Origin of the sequence: Streptomyces sp. NBC_01237, assembly GCF_035917275.1 — a bacterium.
Classification (GTDB): domain Bacteria; phylum Actinomycetota; class Actinomycetes; order Streptomycetales; family Streptomycetaceae; genus Streptomyces.
In genome coordinates, this window is the sequence record NZ_CP108510.1 from 188,201 (window position 1) to 203,542 (window position 15,342).

The 15,342-nt window shown below is 71.1% G+C and carries 13 protein-coding genes and 1 pseudogene; 4 read left to right on the top strand and 10 right to left on the bottom strand.

From position 1 onward, the window contains the following. Nucleotides 1–54: 54 nt before the first annotated feature. Both OG251_RS44075 and OG251_RS44080 read left to right on the top strand, forming a co-directional pair. A complete protein-coding gene (locus OG251_RS44075) occupies nucleotides 55–639 on the top strand; it encodes an isochorismatase family protein (protein ID WP_326683028.1) in 585 nt (194 codons plus the stop codon). A 176-nt stretch (nucleotides 640–815) separates the two neighbouring features. Then, the gene (locus OG251_RS44080) at nucleotides 816–1,715 is read left to right on the top strand and encodes an endonuclease/exonuclease/phosphatase family protein (RefSeq protein WP_326683029.1); all 900 of its coding nucleotides are present in this window, start codon (nucleotides 816–818) and stop codon (nucleotides 1,713–1,715) included. 18 nt (nucleotides 1,716–1,733) lie between these two features. Here the strand turns inward: OG251_RS44080 and OG251_RS44085 are convergent, their stop codons facing one another. The 3 genes from OG251_RS44085 to OG251_RS44095 all read right to left on the bottom strand — a co-directional run bounded on the left by OG251_RS44085 (nucleotide 1,734) and on the right by OG251_RS44095 (nucleotide 5,394). After that, the gene (locus OG251_RS44085) at nucleotides 1,734–3,167 is read right to left on the bottom strand and encodes a M1 family metallopeptidase (protein WP_326682932.1); all 1,434 of its coding nucleotides are present in this window, start codon (nucleotides 3,165–3,167) and stop codon (nucleotides 1,734–1,736) included. A gap of 37 nt (nucleotides 3,168–3,204) precedes the next feature. Beyond that, nucleotides 3,205–4,101 carry a M20/M25/M40 family metallo-hydrolase gene (locus OG251_RS44090; protein ID WP_326682933.1) on the bottom strand — a complete coding sequence of 299 codons (897 nt, stop codon included), beginning with the start codon at nucleotides 4,099–4,101 and terminating at the stop codon, nucleotides 3,205–3,207. A gap of 228 nt (nucleotides 4,102–4,329) precedes the next feature. Further along, nucleotides 4,330–5,394 (bottom strand): cobalamin-independent methionine synthase II family protein, encoded by a 1,065-nt coding sequence (locus tag OG251_RS44095; protein WP_326682934.1) that lies wholly within the window; start codon nucleotides 5,392–5,394, stop codon nucleotides 4,330–4,332. A 315-nt stretch (nucleotides 5,395–5,709) separates the two neighbouring features. Here OG251_RS44095 and OG251_RS44100 point away from each other — a divergent pair, with 315 nt between their 5' ends. After that, nucleotides 5,710–6,282 carry a dihydrofolate reductase family protein gene (locus OG251_RS44100; protein ID WP_326682935.1) on the top strand — a complete coding sequence of 191 codons (573 nt, stop codon included), beginning with the start codon at nucleotides 5,710–5,712 and terminating at the stop codon, nucleotides 6,280–6,282. 172 nt (nucleotides 6,283–6,454) lie between these two features. Here OG251_RS44100 and OG251_RS44105 read toward each other — a convergent pair whose 3' ends face one another. The 5 genes and pseudogenes from OG251_RS44105 to OG251_RS44125 form a co-directional block, all read right to left on the bottom strand. Next, on the bottom strand, nucleotides 6,455–6,748 hold the full coding sequence (locus tag OG251_RS44105) for a DUF4287 domain-containing protein (protein WP_326682936.1): 294 nt from the start codon (nucleotides 6,746–6,748) through the stop codon (nucleotides 6,455–6,457). Nucleotides 6,749–7,004: 256 nt separating this feature from the next. Further along, nucleotides 7,005–8,306, bottom strand: a complete 1,302-nt coding sequence (locus OG251_RS44110) for an MFS transporter (RefSeq protein ID WP_326682937.1) — start codon at nucleotides 8,304–8,306, stop codon at nucleotides 7,005–7,007. A gap of 13 nt (nucleotides 8,307–8,319) precedes the next feature. Further along, complete coding sequence (locus OG251_RS44115; RefSeq protein ID WP_326682938.1) at nucleotides 8,320–8,859, bottom strand: carboxymuconolactone decarboxylase family protein; 540 nt, start codon at nucleotides 8,857–8,859, stop codon at nucleotides 8,320–8,322. Between the two features lie 409 nt (nucleotides 8,860–9,268). Beyond that, a pseudogene (locus tag OG251_RS44120) lies at nucleotides 9,269–9,415 on the bottom strand (S-adenosylmethionine synthetase N-terminal domain-containing protein); the annotation flags it as partial. A gap of 209 nt (nucleotides 9,416–9,624) precedes the next feature. Next, nucleotides 9,625–10,065: an enediyne antibiotic chromoprotein gene (locus OG251_RS44125; RefSeq protein ID WP_326682939.1), complete on the bottom strand. Its 441-nt coding sequence runs from the start codon at nucleotides 10,063–10,065 to the stop codon at nucleotides 9,625–9,627. Between the two features lie 361 nt (nucleotides 10,066–10,426). On the opposite strand from OG251_RS44125, the gene OG251_RS44130 reads away from it, so the two are divergent. Beyond that, a complete protein-coding gene (locus tag OG251_RS44130; RefSeq protein ID WP_326682940.1) occupies nucleotides 10,427–12,082 on the top strand; it encodes an MFS transporter in 1,656 nt (551 codons plus the stop codon). A 192-nt stretch (nucleotides 12,083–12,274) separates the two neighbouring features. On the opposite strand, the gene OG251_RS44135 is transcribed toward OG251_RS44130, so the two are convergent. Then, nucleotides 12,275–13,660: an FAD-dependent oxidoreductase gene (locus tag OG251_RS44135; protein WP_326682941.1), complete on the bottom strand. Its 1,386-nt coding sequence runs from the start codon at nucleotides 13,658–13,660 to the stop codon at nucleotides 12,275–12,277. Continuing rightward, complete coding sequence (locus OG251_RS44140; RefSeq protein WP_326682942.1) at nucleotides 13,657–15,204, bottom strand: class I SAM-dependent methyltransferase; 1,548 nt, start codon at nucleotides 15,202–15,204, stop codon at nucleotides 13,657–13,659. Before OG251_RS44140 ends, OG251_RS44135 begins: the two co-directional genes overlap by 4 nt. Between the last annotated feature and the right edge of the window lie 138 nt (nucleotides 15,205–15,342).

Here is a 15,342-nt window from a genome sequence, read left to right on the forward strand (position 1 = left end):
CGACGGCAGGAGACCTCCGGCCGGACCACTTCCGGCGGCAGCCATGATGGGGACATGAATCAGCGCGTGCTGCCCGTCGAGGCCCTCGTTGTCGTGGACGTCCAGTCGGCCTTCGTGTCCGGTGACGGAGCTGTGCCCGAGGCCGCGCGGCTGATCGCACGGGCGACGGATCTGGTCTCGCGGGCGCGGCGCGGTGGCGCGCTCGTGGTCCACCTCCAGAACGACGGACCGGCCGGGGCGGCCGATGAACCCCATACGCCCGGCTGGGAACTCCATCTCCCCGTCGAGGCGGGCTCGCGGGAGGTCGTGATCCGCAAGACCGAGGACGACGGCTTCGCCGGGACGTCCCTGGGGAGCGTGCTGGCCGACGCAGGCGTACGGGGACTCGCCGTCTGCGGAACGATGTCCGAGATGTGCGTCCTCGCCACGGCCCGCAGGGGTCTGGAGCTGGATTACCGGGTCGTCCTTCCGCACGATGCCCACGCGACGTACGACATCCCGGCGGCCGAGGGCATCAGCGACATGGTTCCGGCCGCCGCGGCTTCCCGGGTCGCCGAGTGGGCCCTCGGGGACGGGGTCGAGATCGTCGCGCACGCCGCGGACGTCACGTTCATGGCCCCGCGCCCGCAGCCGCGCTGACCGTTCTTCAGGCGTGGTACATCAGGATCGAGGTGGGGACCGTGGTGGAGCGGGCGGGCAGCAGTGTGGCGACCGGGGGGAAGGCCGTGGCCGTGTTCCGGCGGGCGGGAGGCTGGGTCCGGGGCAGGGGTGCGGAGGGGCGCGCGGGAGGCCGGTCGGCCTGGGCTCGGGGGTGGGTGCTCGCCGCGCTCGCGGTGCTGACGGCCTGGCTGCTCGTGTTCCACCGGACCTTCGCCCGCCTCGCGGGCCGTCCCGGCAGTCTGCTGGAGGCGTTCCTCCCCTGGCTCGGCCTCGTGGTCGTGGTGCTGCTCGTATCGGCCCTGCTTCGCCGTTCGGCCACCGCGCTGGTGGCCCTGCTGTTGCCGGTGGCGGCCTGGACGTACCTCTTCGGCGGGCTGGTCCTGCCGGGGCCGGGCGCGCGTGACCTGGTCGTGGTGCAGCACAACGTCAGCGACGAGAACTCCGACCCGGCGGGCACGGCCCGCGCCCTGGCCGGGGCCGAGCCGGATCTCATCGCGCTGGAGGAGCTGGTGCCTCCCGCGTCGGCCGTCTACGCGAGGAGCCTGGCCCCGGACTACCCGTACCACGCGGTCCGGGGCACTGTCGGGCTCTGGTCGAAGCATCCGCTGTCCGGCACGAGGCTGTTGGACATCAAGCCCCGGGGAATCACGGCGGGCTGGAGCCGTGGGCTGCGGACCGTGGTCCACACGCCGCACGGCGAGGTCGCCGCGTACGTCGGGCACCTGCCCTCGGTGCGTGTCCGGGTGAGCGGTCTCGCCTCCTCCTGGCGCGACGAGAGCGCCGCTCTGCTGGGCGAGGCCCTCGCCGCCGAGGAGCTGCGCACGGTGGTGCTGATGGGCGATCTCAACGGCACGGTCGACGATCACGGACTGGCCCCGCTGACCTCACGGATGAACACGGCCCGGCGCGGATTCGCCCTCAGCTTCCCCGCCGCCTTCCCGGTGGCCCGGATCGACCAGGTCATGGCCCGTTCGGCAACCGTCGACCACATCCGTACGCTGCCGGCCACCGGCAGCGACCACCTGCCCGTCGCCGCCTCGATCACCCTGCGCTGACCGGCACCCTCCGGCGGATCACCGAAGGCGGCCGAGGCTTCCGGGGTACAGGTACTTCTGTTCCGGGACGGTGGTGCCGTGTGCCCAGGCGTCGAAGAATCCGGTGAGGTCCGGCCGCCCGGAGACCTTCTTCGCGAGTGCTTCGAACTGCGGCCAGGTGGCGTTGCCGTAGCGGTGCTCCTTCTGCCACTGCCGGAGGGTCCCGAAGAAGGCGGCGTCCCCGATGGTCCGCCGCAGGGCGTGCATCATCATCGACCCCTTGTCGTACAGCGCCGGGTCCAGTTCCCTGCCCTGGCCCGGGTCGTAGAGCTTCACGTTCCAGAAGTCGGGGTCCTGTCGGCTCTGCTCCACCATGTCGGCGTAGAAGCCGGTGTCGAGGTCGGCGCCGCTCTTCTCGTCCCACAGCTGGTTGGTGTACTGGGCGACGCACTCGGCGATGCAGCCGTCACGCCAGTCCGAGAACGAGACGCTGTTGCCGAACCACTGATGGGCGTACTCGTGCACCATCGAGGAGTCGAACATCATGCCGCTGTACGTCGGACGGCTCTGCGTCTCCAGTGCGAGGGGGCCCTCGCCGCCCCCGTCGGCTTCGCCGTTGATGACGATGCCGCCGGCCGAGGAGAAGGGGTACGGGCCGAACTTCGAGGCCAGGAAGCCGATGATCTCCGGGAGCAGCGCCTCGGAGTCCGGGTCGATCACGGCGCCGGGGCTGTAGGCGTTGACGACCGGGGTGCCGTCGGCCAGTTTCGAGGTGCGAACCGTGAACTTGTCGATGGCGAGCGTGCTGAGGTAGGTGGCGAGCGGCTTGTCCTCGTACCAGCGGAAGGTCTTCCTGCCCTTGGCCGGGGAGGTGGTCGGGCCGGGGCGGCCGTTGCCGATCACGGTCCAGGTGTCGGGGACCGTCGCGGTGAGCCGGAAGGTCGCCTTGTCGGACGGGTGGTCGTTGGCCGGGTACCAGGCGGTGGCGGAGTGCGGCTCGCCGGTCACGCTCACCCCGCCGTTGGTGAGCCGGTGCCAGCTCTCGCCGACGGGCTTGCCGGAGTAGCGGACGCGGACGGCGAATCTCGCGCCCTTGGCGATCCGGCCGGCCGGGGTGATGACCAGTTCGTGTGCCCCGCTGCGGGTGAAGCTCCTGACGGGTACGCCGTCGACGGTGACCGAGCCGACCTGGAAGCCCTCCAGGTCCAGGTGGAAGCGGTCGAGTCGGCCGGTGGCCGTGGCGGTGACGGTGGTGTCGCCGTCGAGGTGGCCGGGGCGGGCCGGGTCGTAGGCCACGCGGACGTCGTAGTGGGAGACGTCGTATCCGGGGTTGCCGTCGTCGGGGAAGTACGGGTCCCCCACACCGGACCCGCCGCCGGTGGTGGCCGCGGAGGGCACGGCGGTCAGCAGCACGCTGCCTGCCAGGATGCCCACCACCGCGGGGTATCGGTGCCGTTTCGTCGTACTGCGCATATGTCCTGCTCCTGACCGTAGGGGCCGTGGTCGGTGATCAGCGGGTGGCGAGCTGCCAGGTCACGCCCAGAACGGCGTTGGTGCTGACGGTCTCGGTCCCCGGGTCCACGTTGTCGATGCGGTCGCATGCGTCGTGGAGGCAGTCGCCGACGCCGGTGGTGAAGCCTGAGACCGGGATTCCGGCGTCTCCGAAGGACTCGTGGTCCGAGCCGCCGATGCCGATGTCGAAGGTGGGCAGGCCCTTGTCCGCGAAGTAGGCCTCGAACGCGTCCGTGGCCCTGGGGTCGTCGTGGACGACGAGCCACTGCTGCACGTTCCTGCTGCCGGTCATGTCGAAGTTGAGGTAGACGTCGATCTTCTCGCGCCCGGCGGCGGAGAGCTTGCGCACGTAGTCCTTGGAGCCGATCAGGCCCTGCTCCTCCGCTCCCCACCAGGCGAACCGCAGATGCCGCTTCGGCGCGACACCCGCCCGCGACATCGCGACGGCGGTGGCGAGCACGGCGGCCGAGCCGGAGCCGTTGTCGTTCATGCCGGGTCCGGCCTCGACGCTGTCGAGGTGGGCGCCGACGAGCACGACGTGGTCCGGGTCGCCTCCCGGCCAGTCGGCGATGAGGTTGTGTCCGAGGACGCCGTTGTGCGTGAAGGGACGCAGGCTGGTGCGGAAGCCCGCCTTGTCCAGCACGCCCTTCACATACGCCAGCGACTGCTGGAAGCCCTTGGTGCCGTGGGCGCGGTTGCCTCCGGTGCGGTCCGCGATCGACTGCAGCGCCCGCAGGTGCGACATGACCTGCTCGGTGGAGACGACGGGTATCCGCGGTGTCTTCGGTGGCTTCGGCGCGGCGGGTTCGGCCGAAGCCGCGGCGGGGACGGCGACCAGTGCCGCACACAGACCGAGTACCGCGGCCGTGCGCCGCATGCGGCTGAGTATCTCCATGCGTGACTCTCTCCTTGAGGGCAAGGCGGGATCTTCCGGCGCGGAGCCGGAAGAAGAGAGTCGCTGGGTGATGTCAGAAAACTGTCAGGAACCTGTGATCGCGCAGTGGTTCGTCATCCAGGGAGCCAAGCGGTCCGTGCTGCGGATACCGCCGATCGCTCCCGGCCGGCCTGCCGCACGTGCGGCAGGCCGGCCGGGAGCGAGGAGGGCGGGGCAGGAGCCCCGTGCTCAGAGGCCGAGGGCCTCGGCGGCCAGGGCGGTGCCCCGGACCCGCGCGTCGATCTTCGCGAAGGCGAGGTCGCGTGAGGTGGAGGCGTCGTCCGCGAACGGCGCGAAGCCGCAGTCGTCACAGGTGCCCAGCTGCTCCAGCGGAATGTGGCGAGCGGCCTGGAGCACCCGGTCACGTACCTCTTCCGGTGTCTCCACCCGCGGGTCGATCGGATCCGTCACACCGACGAACACCCTTGCCCCTGCGGGGAGGTGGTCCCGGATGACGCCCAGCACCCGCTCCGGGTCGGCCTCGCTCGCCAGCTGGAGGTAGAAGTTGCCCGCCTTGAGCTGGAAGAGCTTGGGCAGCAGACCGGCGTAGTCGACATCGAGGCTGTGGGTGGAGTCCTGGTCCCCGCCGGGGCAGGTGTGCACCCCGATACGGGCACGGTCGGTGTCGCTGAACCGGCCGAGGACCTCGTTGTTGAACGCGATGAAGTCGTCCAGGAGAGCACCGCTGGGATCCAGCTTCAGCGACAGCCGCCCTTCGGTGAAGTCCAGCTGGACCGCATGGGCCCCGGCGTCCAGGCAGCCGCGGATGTCGGCCTCGGCCTCGTCGGCGAGATCGCGCAGGAACTCGTCCCGGGTGTATCCGTCGATGGGCGTGGCCGGGTAGAGCAGGCTGAGCGCGGAGGGGGCGATGACGGCCTGCTTGAGCGGCCGGTCGGTGAGCCGCTGCGCCTCGCGCAGATAGGACTCCGCCCGCACCTGGTAGCGGAAGGGCCCTTCGGTGATGCAGGGCAGCTGTCGGGTGTGCCCGTCGGCGAACGGGATGACGACTCCGTCCGGCGACAGGCTGTCCAGACCGGCGACGGGGTAGGTGGCGAAACTGGGCTTGGCCTGCTCCCCGTCCCCAAGGACGGGGCTCCCCGACTGTTCCAGCCGGGCCAGGGTCTCCGCGACGGCCTGCTCCTGTTGCTTGGCCAGGTCGCCGTCGCCCAGCCGTCCTCGCGCGTGCGCGGTGAGGGCGGACAGAAGGTCCGAGGGGCGCGGGATGCTACCGATCAGCTCGGTGGGGATGCTCATGATCGAGACGATAGGGACGGCTCCGGGCACCCACAAGGCAGATGCGTGAAATGCCTTGCAGATGGGGCCTGTTGGGCGAAGATCGGGTTGCGGGGCCGGTGATTGGTGTAATGCGCCGCAGCACCCCGGCGTACGACGCGGCGGGGAGCGTCCCGGCGGCCGCCGGGCCGGGCCGGGAGGGACACGGCGACGGCCGATGAGTCCGTCCGTGATCCGGAGTCGTAGATCATGGTGGGTGCGCAGCCGCGAGTGCGGTGGAAGCGCACCTGGACCGAAGCTGCCGAGATCCCGACACGAGTCACCGAGGACCCTTAGATGCGCACTCTGATCAGCACCGCCTTCGTCTCCCTCGACGGTGTCGTGGAGGCCCCTGGCGGCGAGCCCGGCTACCGGAACTCCGGGTGGACCTTCAAGGACGTGGAGTTCCTCCCCGAGGCGTTCGGGATCAAGGGCCGGGAGCAGAAGGAAGCCACCGCGATACTGATGGGCCGGGTCAGCTACGAGGCGTTCAGCCCGGTGTGGCCGGACATGGAGGACTTCGCCGACTACAAGGAGATGCCGAAGTACGTCGTCTCCTCCACCCTCGCCGAGGACGGCCTGGTGAAGAACTGGGGCGAGATCACGGTCCTGCGCTCGCTCGACGACGTCGCCGCGCTCAAGGAGACCGAGGGCGGCCCGATCATCGTCCACGGCAGCGCCACCCTGAACCGGAGCCTCGCGGACGCCGGTCTGATCGACCGCTACCACCTGCTCGTCTTCCCGTTGCTGCTCGGCGCGGGCAAGCGGCTGTTCAGCGACACGGACAAGGACGCCCAGAAGCTGAAGCTCGTCGAGCACGAGGCCTACCCCAACGGCATTCAGAAGAACGTCTTCGACGTCGTCCGCTGACCGGGCCCCGGCCCACGACCGCCCTGCCCGCTCATCAGCGGGCAGGGCGGTCGCGCTTGGTGCGACGGATCCCCGGGACAGTCCTCGGGGCGCGCCCGGATACGCGAACGGCAGGCCGTGTGCCCGGTACGAGTCGGGCCACGGCCTGCCGTCGGTGAGGTGGTGCGGTGCGTCAGGCCTTGGGACGGGTCTTCTTGCCGTCCAGCCAGAGCGTGTCGGTCTCGTCCCGGTGTGTGCCGTCCGTACCGACGTGCTTCGCGTCGATCTTCGGGCCCTTCTTGAAGACGTGCACCAGCGCCATCCCGTGTCCGCGGCCCAGGTTGTAGTCCTCCTTGAGCCACTCCAGGATCGTTCCGGCCTTGGTGGAGGGGTCATCGAAGCCGCGCTCGTGCGCGAGCGTGATGAACTCGCGCGGAGTCAGTCCGGTCTTGTCCTCGATCGTGTCCAGATACGCCTGAAACGACATTTTTTATCTCCCGCACCCGTGGGCTGTGTTGCTTGTCCGGTAGTCAGGTCCGGACCCCTGTGCGGGGGTCCTGCGACCTTTCGGGGGTGTAGACCGCACCCGGATCGAAAACTCATCGGTCACCGTGACGCGCACCCGTATGAACTTATCGTTCCGCCTGTACGGAGCGGTCCCGGACAGCGCTCGTCCGTCCGCCGGCCGTCTCCATCTCGTCAACGATGCGGCGTCGGACCTCCGGCCGCAACTTCTGAAGTGCTCATCCGACCAGGCTGAAGCCGGAGGGTTTGGAGGTGGGTGCGGGGGCGGGCGAGCGGATGAGGACCGCGGGCCACGCGAGCAGGACCATGGCCATCACTCCGGCGACGAACCAGCCGGAAGCACCGCGCTCACCGAGGTAGGTGGCGAGTGCCGGTGCGATGCCGCCGAGGACGGCCGAGGTGACGGCGTTGGGCAGACCCAGCCCCAGCGCACGGTTCTCCGTGGGGAAGAGCTCGCAGAGAATGCCGGGAAGGGTCGTCGTGACGCAGGTCAGGTAGACCGTGCCGCTGAGATAGGTGAACAGCAGGCTGGTGAAGGTGCCCTCGATGGTCAGGAAGGTGTAGGAACCGGCGACGGCGAAGGCGACGCTCGCCGACAGCAGGAAGCGCCGGGCACCCACCTTGTCGGCGAGAAGGCCGATCGGAACGTTGACGATCATGAGGATCGCCGTGGCGCAGACGACGACCCAGAACATCAGCCCCGGGGCGAGTTTCTGCCCCATGGACGGCACCACGGAGGTCCACGTTCCGCCCACCACCGCCATGCCCGCGATGAACAGCACGGACCTCAGGACCTGACGGCGGTACGTCACGAGGACCTGGCGCAGGGAACCGCGGGCCGGACGCTCGCCGGCCTCGCGCCGGAAGACCTCGGTCTCGGCGAGCTGACGACGCATGATCATCAGCACCGCGCCGAAGAGTCCGCCGACGAGGAAGGGGACGCGCCAGCCCCACGAGGCCATGGCCTCGGAGCCGAGCACCGCCGTGAGGCCGCCGCCGAGGAGGGAGGCGGTGAACGCGCCCGCGACGGTGGTGAGCGAGAAGAGACTGCCGTACAGGGACTTGCGGCGCTGGGGCGCCACCTCCATGAGATAGGCGGCGGCGGCCGGCCACTCTCCGCCCGAGGAGATGCCCTGGGCGATACGGGCCAGGATCAGGACCGCCGGGGCGAGGAACCCGATCTGGTCGTAGGTGGGGGTGATGCCGATCAGCACGGAACCGGCGGTCATCAGGCTGATGGCGAGCATCAGGGCGGGGCGTCGTCCGCGCCGGTCGGCGAGGCGGCCCAGCAGGATGCCGCCCAGCGGACGGACCAGGACACCGATGCCGAGTACGGCGAACGCGCCGATCAGGGAGGTGACCGGGTTGGAGGACGGGAAGAAGCGGGCTGCGAAGAGATGGGCGAAGAGCCCGTATCCGAGCCAGTCGAAGGATTCGACGAAGTTGCCGACGACGGTCGCGGTGACCGCTCGGCGGTGGGCGCGCTCCGGGGAGAGCGGCTTGGATGTCTGACCGGGCATGTGGTCCCGCCTCTCAGATGATGGGGGCGTAGCCGTGGGCGGTGATCCGCCGGCCCGACTCCTCGTAGTAACCCGGTTCGCCCGGCAGCTCGGTGTCGAGGCCGCTGACGTAGCGGTTGTACATGCAGAACGCCGAGGCGATCAGGACGGTGTCGTGCAGATGCGCGTCCGTGGCGCCCTCGGCGCGGGCCGCGGCCACCACGTCGTCCGGGACGGGGCGGGCCGCGTCGCGGACCTCCGCGGCGATCCGCAGCAGGGCCCGCAGCAGCGGGGACAGCGGCGCCGTGTCCACGTGGTGGTGGACGGCCTTGACCAGGTCGGCTCCGCCTGCCAGTTGGGCCGCCGCGGCGGCGCCGTGGGTGTCGGCGCAGAAGCGGGTCCCGTTGAGTTCCGAGACGTACGAGGCGATGAGTTCGCGTTCCCCGCGGCTCAGCGGCGACGGTCCGCGCAGGAGGGCGTCGGCGAGCGCGTTGAGCGGGGCGGCGGTGTCGGGGCGTTCGGTCATCAGGCCTCTGATGCCGGGAAGGCCGTTGGTGAGCGCTATGTGCGGCACCGGGTGTGTCCTTTGCTGGTGGCTGTCTCACGGATAGGGGTTCATCGTCGGCAACCGCTCGATGGGCGGCCAACTCCCGTTGTGCGCAGGGGGTGGTGGCCCGGTCGGTGCGGTTCCGGGGTGAGGCCGGGAAGCTCGCGGACCTGCGTCAGCGGGCGCGGGGGCCCGTGCAGGAGCCGGAGCTGCTGCCGGAGCGGAAGCCTGAGCGGGAGCCTGAGCGGGAGCCGGAGCTACCGGCGGAGCCGGAGTGGGAGCCGGAGCTGCTGCCGGAGCCGGAGTGGGAGCTGCTGCCGGAGCCGGTGCGCCCCGTGGGTCGGCACGCATCGACTCGGGTGTCCCGTCGCACGTGTGACCGGACAGCGGGCCCTGATCGCCCGCACCGCCGGTGACCGCACCCGAGATACGCCGGACCCGTGGTGGTCAGGGTCTCGGCAGCGACGCGCCCGGCGGGGTCCTCACGCGGGTGCGCGTCGAAAAGCGTGTCGCTGAGCGGGTCGGCGTTCGTACCGGGGTGACCCTCGGTGACAGCTTCCGAGGTGAAGAGCCTATTTCGCATATGCCTGCCCCTGCTGGAATGACCGTGCGGACGGGTCATCAGACACAGGACGCTTCGGGGGAGGCAAGCGGACTTGGCGAAGTCGTCGGAGAAAGAGCACGACGGCGGATGTGCGGCTCGCCGCCGGAGGGGCGACCGCTCCCCTCCCCCTCCAGGCGCGGGAGGGGAAACCGGCTGACCGGGGAGAGGGAGGGGGAGCGGGTCGTGGGTCAGGCGAAGGTGATCACCTGACCGCCGCCCTCGCCCGAGCCGGTGCCCAGGCCGATCTGGCAGGCGGTGACCTTACAGTTCACGCTGCCCCACGGCTCGGTGGCGGAGCCCACCACTGCCTGGAAGGTCGAACGCACGACGATCTGCGTGCTGATCTTGCCCTGGGCGTCGGCGGTGATGTCCGAGGCGGTGCCGGCATTGCAGCCGTACACGCCCGGCTCGACGAAGGCGCACTGCCCCGCGTGGTAGACGGTTCCGGGCGTCAGGCCGGTCGCGGAGAGCGTCACCGTCGTCCCGTCGGCGAGTCCGGAGGCCGGAGTCACCGTGACGACCGGTGCGGCCGCCAGCGCGCTCGGGGTCGCGGCGACCCCAAGACCTATGGCCAGAGCTGCGGTGGCGCCGACGCGGGTGATGAGGCCGAGCTTGTTCTTGACGGTCACGTGGACTCCTAGTCAGATGCGGAAGAGGTACAGCCTGTTCCGGCTGCTGCAACGATGACGTTACGGAGCTCGCTGCGACTTAGGCATCTTCCAAGTTGCTTTCCGAATTTCGCCGTTGCTTTCCGAAATTCGCCGGTGGCATACATTCAAGTGTTCGTGAAGGCCGGATACCGGGAGACCTCGAACAGCCGGCCGCGGGAACAGAGAGCACGCAGTGAGATGCGGACGGCCGCTCGCGCGCGAGACCGTGTGAGGTGGACTCGACGGTACCGACGACCCGGCCCCTACGGCCCTTGACCACCTTCATCACGGGTGCCACGGCTCCACCTCCACACTCATGACGACGGGAAGTTTGAGGCACATGACTGTAGGCAGTGCTCCCAAGGCAGGGCGGAAGGAGTGGATCGGGCTGGGTATCCTCGCCCTCCCCACCCTTCTTGTGGCCCTCGACGTGTTCGTACTCCTTCTGGCACTGCCGCATCTGAGCGCGGATCTCGGTGCCGATTCCACCCAGCAGCTGTGGATCATGGACATCTACGGCTTCATGGTCGCCGGATTCCTCGTCACGATGGGAACGCTCGGTGACCGCATCGGCCGTCGCAAGCTGCTGCTGATCGGTGCCGCCGCCTTCGGCGCGGCCTCGCTGGCCGCCGCGTTCGCCACCAGCCCCGGCATGCTGATCGCCGCCCGTGTCCTGCTCGGCATCGCCGGTGCGAGCCTGACACCGTCCACGCTCTCCCTCATCACCACGATGTTCCAGGACGCCAAGCAGCGCACGGTCGCCATCAGCCTCTGGGCCAGCTGCTTCACCCTGGGCGCCATCATCGGCCCGCTGCTCGGCGGCGTCATGCTGGAGTACTTCTGGTGGGGCTCGCTCTTCCTCATCGGCGTACCGGTGATGGTCCTGCTCCTGATCGTGGGACCGCGCGTCCTGCCGGAGTTCAAGAACGGCGAGGCGGGCGGGATCGACTTCCCGAGCGTCCTGCTGAACGTCGGCGCCACCATTCCGGTCATCTACGGAATCAAGGAGCTCGCCCGCAACGGCTGGGAGGCCCTCCCCGTCGTCACCCTCGTCGTCGGACTGGTGCTGGGTGTGCTGTTCGTGCAGCGCCAGCGCCGTCTGTCCAGCCCGCTGCTGGACGTGAGCCTGTTCGCGCACAGCCGCTTCACCGCCGCGCTGCTGGCCCTGCTCGCCTACAGCATCATCGGCGGCACGGTCATGCTGTTCATGACCCAGTACTTCCAGTCGGCGCAGCGGATGTCGCCGTTCGAGGCGGGTCTCGGGCTGTTGCCCGGCATGGCCGCGGCCACCGTCTCCTTCGGGGTGTGCCCGATCATCGCCCGCAAGGTGCGTCCCGCGTACGTCATCGGCGCGGGGATCGCCGGTGTGGTCGCCGTGCTGCTGACCTTCTCCCAGCTCAACCCGGAGTCGGGCACGGCCGTTCTGATCGTGGGCTTCGCCGTGTTCTCCTTCTGCGGCGCTCCGATCGTGGCGCTGGGGACCAACATGGTGGTCGGAACCGTTCCGTCGGAGAAGGCCGGTTCGGCCGGTGCCCTGTCGCAGATGAGCAATGAGTTCGGTGCGGCGCTGGGGGTGGCGACCCTGGGAACCCTGGGCCTCGCCGTCTACCGTTCCGACATCGCCGACTCCGTGCCCGAGGGCGTGCCCGCCGGAGCCGCGGAGGCCACCCGGGACAGTGTCGCCGGGGCGTCGGCCGCCGCGGACAGTCTGCCCGAGCAGGTGGGCAACGCACTGATGGACGCCGCCCGGGTCGCCTTCACCGGGGGCCTGCACACCGTCGCCACGGTCAGCGCCATTCTGATCGGGATCGCCGGCGTGTTCTTCGTCGTCCTGCTGCGCCATGTACCGCCGGTCGGTGCCGAGGCGCCGGAGGAGGCGGAGGCGCAGGCCCCGGAGGAGTCCGGGGAGAAGGCCGCGGCGTCCGCCGACGCTCCGGTGGACCCCGCCGGTACGACGGGCACCCCGGGCACGACGGAGAAGTCGCTGTCGGTGTGACGTCCGCGCCCCGCTCCTGAACGCTCACCGATGGCCCCCGCCCCGCAGGCGGGGGCCATCAGCCGTATGTGCGGCCCCCGTCCGGCCCCGGTGGCGGTCACAGGCGCCCTGCCGCAGCCGTGGCGCGGCGCCGGGCGCACCGGAACGCGGTGTGCCCCCGGACGGATCCGGGGGCACACCGCGTGCGGGGTGTCAGAGAGCGGCCGCTCCGGCGGAGACGTCGTCCGCGAAGACGCCGCGCGGGTCGTACCAGCGGCGGATCCGGGCGACGGCCGCCGCCCGGTCCTCGGTGAGGTGGCGTTGCGGCCGGGTGAATCCCTCCACGAGGGAGGGCACGGTACGGCCGGTGTCCCAGGGCGCGAGGGCCGCGCGCACCGTCGCGCAGTGCTTCTCCAGGGCCTCCACGGTCACCGGGCCGAACGGGGGGCCCGATCCCATGTAGGCGTACGCCGCGTCCACCTGGTTCAGGACGCCGCCCGCCGGGTCCTCCTCGGCGAACGCGCCGCCGAGCTGGCGGAGTGTGGCGACGGCCAGTGGTGAGCCGGAGTCCGCCCCCACGGCGCCCAGGAACGCCTCGGCGCCGTCGTCACCGAGCTCCCGCAGCAGGAAGTGGTCGCCGATGAAGGGGACCGGGTCGGCCGGGTCCATGTGTGCGTCGAGCACCCCGGCCGGTCCGGTGAGCGCCCAGGTGTCGAGCAGGGCGGGCGCGATCTCCCGCAGCGTTCCCAGGAGTTCGTCCGCGTGCCGCTGGGCCGCGGGGACGTCGTGCGCCGTCGGCGCCAGGACGGCTCCGTCCACGCAGAGCACGGGTCCGGCGGCGAGCTGCGGCGGGACGCCGGGGACCGGGGGCAGGTTCATCAGGCGCAGTGAGGTGGTGGCCTCCCGCGGCGCGTCCTTCGTCCAGGCGCGCCAGGCCGCCAGCAGCGGTCCGGCGTCGGCCGCCGACCAGTACGTCGCGCCGGTGACGACCTTCGCCACCGGGAAGAGGGCGACCTCCACGGCGGTGACGACGCCGAAGCCGCCGCCTCCGCCGCGCAGGGCCCAGAACAGTTCGGGTTCGGTCGTGGCGTCCGCGCGGACGCATCCGCCGTCGGCGGTGACGAGTTCGATCGCCCGCACCGTGTTCGCGGCCAGTCCGGTGCGGCGGCCGTAGAAGCTGACGCCGCCGCCGAGCAGGTATCCGATCACCCCGACATCGGCCGCGGATCCGTGTGCCGCGCCGAGTCCGTGCGGCGCCGCCGCCCTGACGACATCGCCCCAGCGGGCGCCCGCCGGAATCCTGGCGGTGCGCGTGGCCGTGTCGATCTCCACCTCGCCCGCCGGGGCGGTGCGGATCAGCGCGGAGCCGTCGAGCGGGCGTACGGCCCCGGCGGCGTGCCCGGAGGTGTGCACCCGGACGGTGAGGCCCCGGCGGGTGGCCGCGAGCACCGCGGCCCGGACCTCGGCCGGCCCGCGTGCGGTGACGGCGGCGGCCGGGTGGGCGGGGGCGGCGAGGTTGAAGACCCGGGCGGCCTCCTCGTAGTGGGGGGTGCCCGGTTCGGCGAGGGCGTCGTCGTCGCGCACATCGGCCGTACTCATGAACGGGTCTCCTCCTGGTCGTCGCGGACGGCGGTCAGAAAGACGAACGTCCCCGGTCCGCTCTCCTCGCGCACGGTCAGGCCCGCCGCGGCCAGCCAGCGGCCGAGGTCCTCGGGGTCGAACAGCTGGAGTCCTCCGTCGTGCTGGGGGAACCTGTGGGCCGACTGGAAGTAGCTGTAGACCGGGTCCTCGGAGCGACGGAACGTCAGCACCGTGAAGGTGCCGCCGGGCCGCAGGATCCGGCCGACCTCGGTGATCGCCGCCTCGGCCTCGTGGTAGAAGGCCTGGAGGGCGTTCCAGCAGACGACCGCGCCGACCGACGCGTCCGCGAAGGGCAGGTCGGAGGCGCCGGCCAGTACCGAGGGGACGTCGGGAAGCCGGCCGCGCAGCACGTTGAGCATGGGCAGTGAGCTGTCGACGGCGACCAGCCGGTCGGCACCGACGGTCTCGGCGATGACGGTGGTCCAGCGTCCGGCTCCGGCGGCGAGGTCGACCACCGGGCCGTCGACCGGCTGTATGTGGGTGGCGAGGTAGTGGTCCTCGTCGGCCGGGGTCACCTGGCCGCCCCAGTTGGAGCCGGAGACGCGCAGGAAGGAGGGCCGGGCCACCGCTTCGTAGAACAGCCCCATGCTGGGCACCTGGGAGAGCTTCTCCAGGAAGTCGTCGACGGCACCGTCCCCGGTGGCGGGCGCGGTCAGGTCGAGGATGCCGTTCGCGGCGGGGTAACGGGCCGGGCAGCCGGTGCAGTTCAGGAGGTCCTCGGCGGGCTCCAGGGTGCCGCGGCAGGCCGGGCAGCGCAGGGCGCCGGTGTGCGGTGCGAAGAGGGAGGTGTCGGCGGGCGGCGCGCTGGCGTGGGCCCGGTCGGGCACGGTGGCCGCGGGGGCGTCCTGCGGGTCGCCGTTGCGGACCGCCCAGTAGGCGCGGGCGCCGATGCAGCCGAGCACCGTCCGGGTGTCGTTCTCCCAGGCCGCCCGGATCTGCTCGCCGCTGAGCGCCTTGATCCAGCTCGCGTCGAAGGCCCGCTCGTCCTCGTTGAGGGTCCAGGCCGACGGGGAGGGCCACACCCGGCCGAGGTCGGGCCGCTCGGGGTCGAGTTCGCTCAGCCCGCGGTGCAGCCGTGACAGGTCCTCGGGCTCCAGACCGAGGTCCAGGGTGGCGGTGAGGATCGTGTCCCGGTCGGCCGGGAAGTGTGCGAGGAGATAGAGCAGCGCGAGGGTGAGCGGCGTGCCGATGCCGTCGGTGCGCACCAGGTCGAGGTAGAGGCCGAGGTGGGCGCGGATCTCCTCGGTGACCGGTCCGGCCGCCGGGTACTCGGCCTCGGCGAGCAGTCCGAGCAGGATCGCCAGGTGGCCCCGGCTGTCGTGGTCGGACCGTTCGAGCGCGGCCACCAGCGACGGCACGGCCGCGAGCGCGGCGGGCGAGAGTTCGCCCTGGTGCCAGAGGCCGTCCACCAGGGCGCGGAACTTTGCCTCGCGGACCTCCGGGGCCGCGTCGGCGAAGGCGTCGACAAGGCCGGCGGCGGCGTGAGCGGTGGAGAAGTTCATCTACGCGTCCTCTCGGGATCGGTGCGGCAGGGCCTGTGCCGCGTGGGGGCACGACGGCGCGCCGAGCGCGCCGGGCCGGTCACCCGGACGGTGATGCTTCCAGTGGGCGGGAGCCGCGCGCATCTTCTGAACTGCGCT